A 5,733-nucleotide genomic window follows, 5' to 3' on the forward strand; every position below is an offset into this window, starting at 1 on the left:
ACCATCGACAGCCCTGATTTTTCGCTGCCGTCGAAGAGCGGTGTCAGCCCCAGGTCCTGCAGATGCCGGCCGCCGATGCCGACGAGCCGGATCTTACGGCCGGTGGTCTTCTCGAGCGCACGCACGATGTCGGCGCCGAGCAAGTCGCCCGATTCCTCGCCCGCGACGATGGCGATCTTGAGCGGCCTCTCACTGGCCATCGGTCGGCTCCGTCGCGGTAAATCCGACGATGAACAAGCCAAGCGCATCGGCCCGCGCGAGAGTCACCGGGCTTTCGAGAATGAGCGAGCGGCCGGCTTCGACGGCGATGCCGGCAAGGCCGGCCGCGTGTGCGGCCTCGACCGTCTGCGGGCCTATCGAGGGCAAGTCGGCGCGCAGCTCCTGCCCTGGCTTGGCGCATTTGACGAGTACGCCGCGCGTCTTGCCGGCGAGCCTGCCGTGCCCGCGCAATTCGCGCGTCCTCTCGAGCAGGCCCTTAGTGCCTTCGATGCCTTCCAACGCGATAACCCGCCCCCCAATTGCAATCGCCGCCTGGCCGATGTCGAGCTCGCCGATTGCCTTGGCCGCCGCGCGGCCCGCCTCGATATCGCGCCAGTCCGATTGCTTTGGTCCCGCCTTGGTCAGCATGCCCTCGCCGGCAGCGAGATCTGGAACGATCTCATGCGCTCCGACCACGGTGATACCGCGCCTTTCCAGCCCGCGCGTCAGAACCTTCAGAAGCCCGTCGTCGCCGCGGGCCAGCGCCATTGCCACGGAGGGGATTATCGTCAGCAGACTGAGCGTTGGACGTATCTTCGCAAGCCGCGGCCTGCGCTTGATCTCGCCGGCAAGAACCAGGTGGCTAATGCCTTCGCGCTTCAGCAAGGGAAGCAGGAAGCCGATGTCTTCGAGCGCAAGCGTCGCCTGCTCGTAGGCGGCAAAGTCCGCTTCGCGATCCACCTCGCCCTCGGCCAGGATGATGAAAGGCGAATGTCCCTGTCTGACCAGACCTTCCGCCACTTCGACCGGCAGGCTGCCGCCACCGGCGATGATGCCGACCCTGGAGCCCGGCGCGAGTGCAAGCCCTGACCCGGCGGGCTCAGCCCTCGTCATCGCCATCGTCATCGCCGCCACCGCCCTTCAGCGGCGGGACGGCATAATGCCGCTTGCCGCGACTGGTGATGAAGTCGATCATCTTCATGGCCGTCGGTGACGAGGCGAACTCCGCCTTGGCGATCTCGACATTCTCCCCGACCGTGCGGGAGTGGTCGAAAATCGCCCTGTAAGCCCTTCGCAGCATGTAGATTTCGGCGCGCGGCAGGCCGGAGCGCTTCAGGCCGATGACGTTGAGACCGCGCAGCTTGGCGCGATTGCCGACGGCGATCGCATAGGGAATGACGTCGCCGACGACCGCCGAGCAGCCGCCGATAAAGGCGTTGTCGCCGACGCGGACAAACTGATGCACGGCGGTCAGGCCGCCGATATAGACATTGTCGCCGATCTCGCAATGCCCGCCGAGCGTCGCCCCATTGGCGAAGGTGGCATTCTTGCCGACGACGCAGTCATGGGCAATGTGGGCATAGGCCAGGAAATTGCCATTGTCGCCGATCGCCGTCTCGCCGCGGCTGGAATCGGTGCCGACATGCATGGTGACGCCTTCGCGGATGGTGCAATTTCCGCCGATGACCAGCGTCGTGCGCCCGCCCTTGTGCTTGGTGTTCTGCGGCGGCGCCCCGAGCGTCGACATTGGATAGACCTTGGTCGAGCCGCCGACGGTGGTCGCGCCCATCACCGAGACATGGCTGACCAGCTCGACGCGATCGCCGATGACGGCATCGGCGCCGACATGGCAGAAGGGTCCGATACGCACACCTTCGCCGAGCTGGGCGCCTTCTTCGACGACCGAGGAAGGGTGGATTGATGTCTGAACTTTCATGAGCATTAGAAACCGTCAGCCGGTGACCATCATAGCCGAAACTTCGGCTTCGGCGGCCTTTGCGCCATCCACCATCGCCTCGCAGGCAAATTTCAGCAGGTTGCCGCGCTTCTTGATCTTCTTGACGTGGATCCTGAGCTGATCGCCGGGGACGACCGGCTTGCGGAACTTCGCGTTGTCGATGGTCATGAAATAAACCAGCGACGGCTTTTCCGCATTGAGGCTGCGAATGCAGATCGCGCCGGCGGTCTGGGCCATGGCCTCGATGATGAGCACGCCCGGCATGACCGGCTGCTGCGGGAAATGGCCCTGGAAATGCGGTTCGTTGATAGTCACGTTCTTGATGCCGACCGCGGAGTCGTCGCCGTCGATTTCGACGATGCGGTCGATCAGCAGAAACGGATAACGGTGCGGCAGGAGCTTCATCAGCCCCATTATGTCGACCGCCTCAAGTGTCGTCGCAACCGTGTCAGCCATTTCCGTCGCCCTGCTTGCGCGTCCTGGCCAGCCTGCGCAGCATCGCGATCTCACGCATGGCTTCCGCCATTGGCTGCGCCGGATAGCCTCCCCAGACCTCGCCCGCCGGCACGTTGCTCATGAATCCACTTCTCGCAGCAAGCTTGGCCCCGGGACCGATGGTCAAATGATCGGCGAGGCCGACGCCGCCACCCATGGTGACGTTGTCGCCGACGACGACGGAACCGGAAATACCCGAAAGCCCGGCTATAATGCAATTGCGGCCGATACGAACATTGTGGGCGATCTGCACCAGATTGTCGATCTTGGTACCTTGTCCGATGATCGTGTCGGACATCGCACCGCGATCGACGGTCGAGTTGGAGCCGATCTCGACGTCGTCCTGGATGATGACGCGGCCGATCTGCGGCACGCGCTCAGGTCCCTTGGCGCCGGCCACGAAGCCGAACCCATCCTGACCGATCCTTGCACCGCCATGAATGATGACGCGGTTGCCGATCAGCGCATATTGGATGCTGGCGCCCGGACCGACATAGCCATCACGACCTATCTTGCATGAGCGGCCAATGACGGCATGGGGCGCAATGACCGTGCCGCTCCCGATGGCAGCGCCGGGACCGATCACGGCACCTGCCTCCACGATCGCACCGGCTTCGACATGCGCGGACGGGTCGATATGCGCTTGCGGCGAAATGCCAATTTCGCCGGTCATCGGCCCGGGCGTGGCGGCCTGCGGAAAGAGCAGCCGCCCCACCATGGCGAAGGCCTGCTGCGGGCGCGGATGCGCCAGCACCGCAATCCCCTGCGGCGCCCTGTTGGCGAAGTCGGCAGGACAGAGAACGGCAGCCGCCTTGAGCGAATGCATCAAGGCGAAATTGCGCTTGCCGTCGACAAAGACGAGCGCACCGTCGCCACCCTCATTGGCGGGCGCCAGCGCGTCGATGGCGATGTCGGCCTGCGAGGAATCAATAAGATTGGCGCCGGTCAGATTCGCGACCTCGCCAGCCGTATACCGGCGTGAAGGCGCGAAGAACACCGGATCGGTCATTCCACAAACATTATCCAGCTAGGTCGGATCAGTCGATTCCGGGCCATCACACGACCCGGAAACATCGTAACCCGCGGATTAGAAACGGGTCGCTATGCCGAAGTTGAATTCCTGCACGTCGTCGGTCGGTTCCTTCTTCACCGGGATCGCATAGTCGATTCGGATCGGACCGAACGGTGACGCCCACATCAGCCCGACACCGACCGAAGCGCGCAGCTTCATATCGGTCGAGGACTGGGTGACGCCTGCAGTATGAATTGCGCTGCCATAGAGCGTTGCAGCATCGGCAAACACCGCGCCCCGCAAGCCAAAGCTTTCCGGAATAGCCGGCAACGGGAACTGGGCTTCGGCCGAGGCATTGAAATAGGTCGTGCCACCGAGATGGTCACCCGTATTGGTATCTACAGGGCCGATGCCGCCATATTCGAAGCCACGGATCATACGATCAGTGCTTTGGAACTGGTCGAAGATGCGCAGACCATCGTTGCCATACCCGGCGATATGGCCAGCGCCACCGGAGATCAGACCGACCAGATCGAGCTGCTCGGACAGCGTTTGGTAGACGCTTGCGCGCCCTGTCAACTTCACCCACTTGGCGTCACCACCGAGACCGGCAACCTCGGTCGTACCAGTGACGTAGAGCCCTTCATGCGGGTTCTTCATATCGTCGATGGTGTTGTAGACTAGCCCGAGGCTGACCGACGACTTAATCCACGGACTTTGAGCTACGCCTTCCAAGATAGCCGGCGAAATAGTGCACGTGCCGTCCGGATCAGCAGGGCTCGTGGGGCCGCAACTGTCGTCGACCTTATATTTCTCTTGCGAGATATTATACGCCAGCTGCGTCGAAATACTGTCCGTGATCGGCAGACCGAAGCGGATAGTCGCGCCCGTGGTATCGCTGTCGTAGTGGTTGTTGTATTCCCTGGTCGACTTGTAGATGTCGAAGCCCGCCGCGATGCGCCGGCCGAGAAAATACGGCTCGGTGAAGGAGATCGCGTAGTCGCGCGAGTTCTTGCCGCCGCCGGCCGACAGCTTGATGTACTGGCCGCGGCCGAGGAAGTTGCGCTCGGTGATCGAGCCTTCGACGGACGGACCCGGCGTGTCGCCGCCGGTTGAATAGCCGGCGCCGACCGAGAACTCACCGGTCGACTTCTCGACCACATCGACCACCAGGACAACCTGATCCGGAGCGGACCCGGGGACGGTCGAGATGTCGACTTTTTGAAAATAATCCAGAGCTTCCAGGCGCTTCTTCGCGCGCTGGATAAGCACCTGGTTGAACGCATCGCCTTCGCTGACATCGAATTCGCGCCGAATGACATAGTCGCGCGTGCGGTCGTTGCCGCGGATTTCGATACGCTCGATATAAGCCTTGGTGCCTTGGTCGATGGTGTAGACGACCGAGATCGTGTGATTCTCGAAATTGCGGTCGCCGCGCGGCGTCACCTGGGCAAACGCATAGCCTGAGCCGGCGACCTTTTCAGTGAGCGCAACGATCGTGTCCTCGACGTCCTTGGCGTTGTAAACATCGCCCTTGTGCGTCTGGACCACCGATTCCAGCGACTTTGAGTCGACCTCGGGAATCGTGCTCTCGACACTGATGTCGCCGAAGTTGTAGCGCTCGCCCTCCTGCACGGTGATCGTGACCGTGTATTTGTTGGTGGCTTCATCCAACTCACCGACGGCCGAAACGACCTGGAAGTCGGCGTAACCGTGATTGTAGTAGAAGCGGCGCAGCAACTCCTGGTCGGCGCGCAGCTTGTCCTCGTCATAGACGTCGTCGCGCAGCACGAATGAAAGCCAGGACGAACGCTTGGTGTTGATGACGTCCGACAGGCGACGGCTGGAAAAAGCGCTGTTGCCGACGAAATTGATCGCCGCGATCTGCGTGCGCGCGCCTTCGTTAATGTTGAAGACCACGTTCACGCGATTGTCGCCGAGGTCCATGATCTGGGTGGTCACGGCGGCGTCGTCGCGGCCGATACGCCGATAGGCAGCCTTGACCGCCTCGACGTCGGCGTCGAGCGCCTGCTGCGAGAAGGTCGCGCGCGGCTTCAGCTGGACAGCGGCCTGGAGCGCGTTGTCCTTGAGCTTCTTGTTGCCCTGGAACAGGACCTGGTTGACGACCTTGTATTCGGAAACCTTGACGACCAGGGTCGAGCCGACCTGATTGATCTGGACGTCCGAGAACAGCCCGGTGCCGAACAGCGCCTTCACGGCGCTATCGATATCGGCACTTGAAAACGCCTTGCCGGGCTTGATCGCGATGTAATTGCGGATGGTTTCGGCA

5 protein-coding genes and 1 pseudogene are annotated in these 5,733 nt (G+C 62.3%); all 6 read right to left on the minus strand.

Annotated features, from left to right (window positions below; genetic code table 11):
* Positions 1–200 (minus strand): annotated as a pseudogene (locus tag EOA60_RS15930) (lipid-A-disaccharide synthase); the annotation flags it as partial.
* A complete protein-coding gene (lpxI, locus tag EOA60_RS15935; RefSeq protein WP_095825457.1) occupies positions 190–1,092 on the minus strand; it encodes a UDP-2,3-diacylglucosamine diphosphatase LpxI in 903 nt (300 codons plus the stop codon). The gene lpxI and the pseudogene EOA60_RS15930, both read right to left, overlap by 11 nt.
* Positions 1,079–1,915, minus strand: coding sequence for an acyl-ACP--UDP-N-acetylglucosamine O-acyltransferase (gene lpxA / locus EOA60_RS15940; RefSeq protein ID WP_067320155.1), 837 nt, complete (start codon positions 1,913–1,915; stop codon positions 1,079–1,081). The genes lpxI and lpxA overlap by 14 nt, the downstream gene beginning before the upstream one ends.
* Before the next feature lie 15 nt (positions 1,916–1,930).
* Entirely contained in the window at positions 1,931–2,392 is a 462-nt protein-coding gene (fabZ, locus tag EOA60_RS15945) for a 3-hydroxyacyl-ACP dehydratase FabZ (protein WP_066992658.1), read from the minus strand.
* Positions 2,385–3,440: a UDP-3-O-(3-hydroxymyristoyl)glucosamine N-acyltransferase gene (gene lpxD, locus EOA60_RS15950; protein WP_095825373.1), complete on the minus strand. Its 1,056-nt coding sequence runs from the start codon at positions 3,438–3,440 to the stop codon at positions 2,385–2,387. The genes fabZ and lpxD overlap by 8 nt, the downstream gene beginning before the upstream one ends.
* Positions 3,441–3,518: 78 nt before the next feature.
* Positions 3,519–5,733, minus strand: a 2,215-nt coding sequence (gene bamA / locus EOA60_RS15955; protein ID WP_128311584.1) for an outer membrane protein assembly factor BamA, incomplete at its 5' end; no start/stop codon positions are given.

The sequence above is a fragment of the Mesorhizobium sp. M1A.F.Ca.IN.020.06.1.1 genome, assembly GCF_004023265.1.
Lineage (GTDB): Bacteria > Pseudomonadota > Alphaproteobacteria > Rhizobiales > Rhizobiaceae > Mesorhizobium.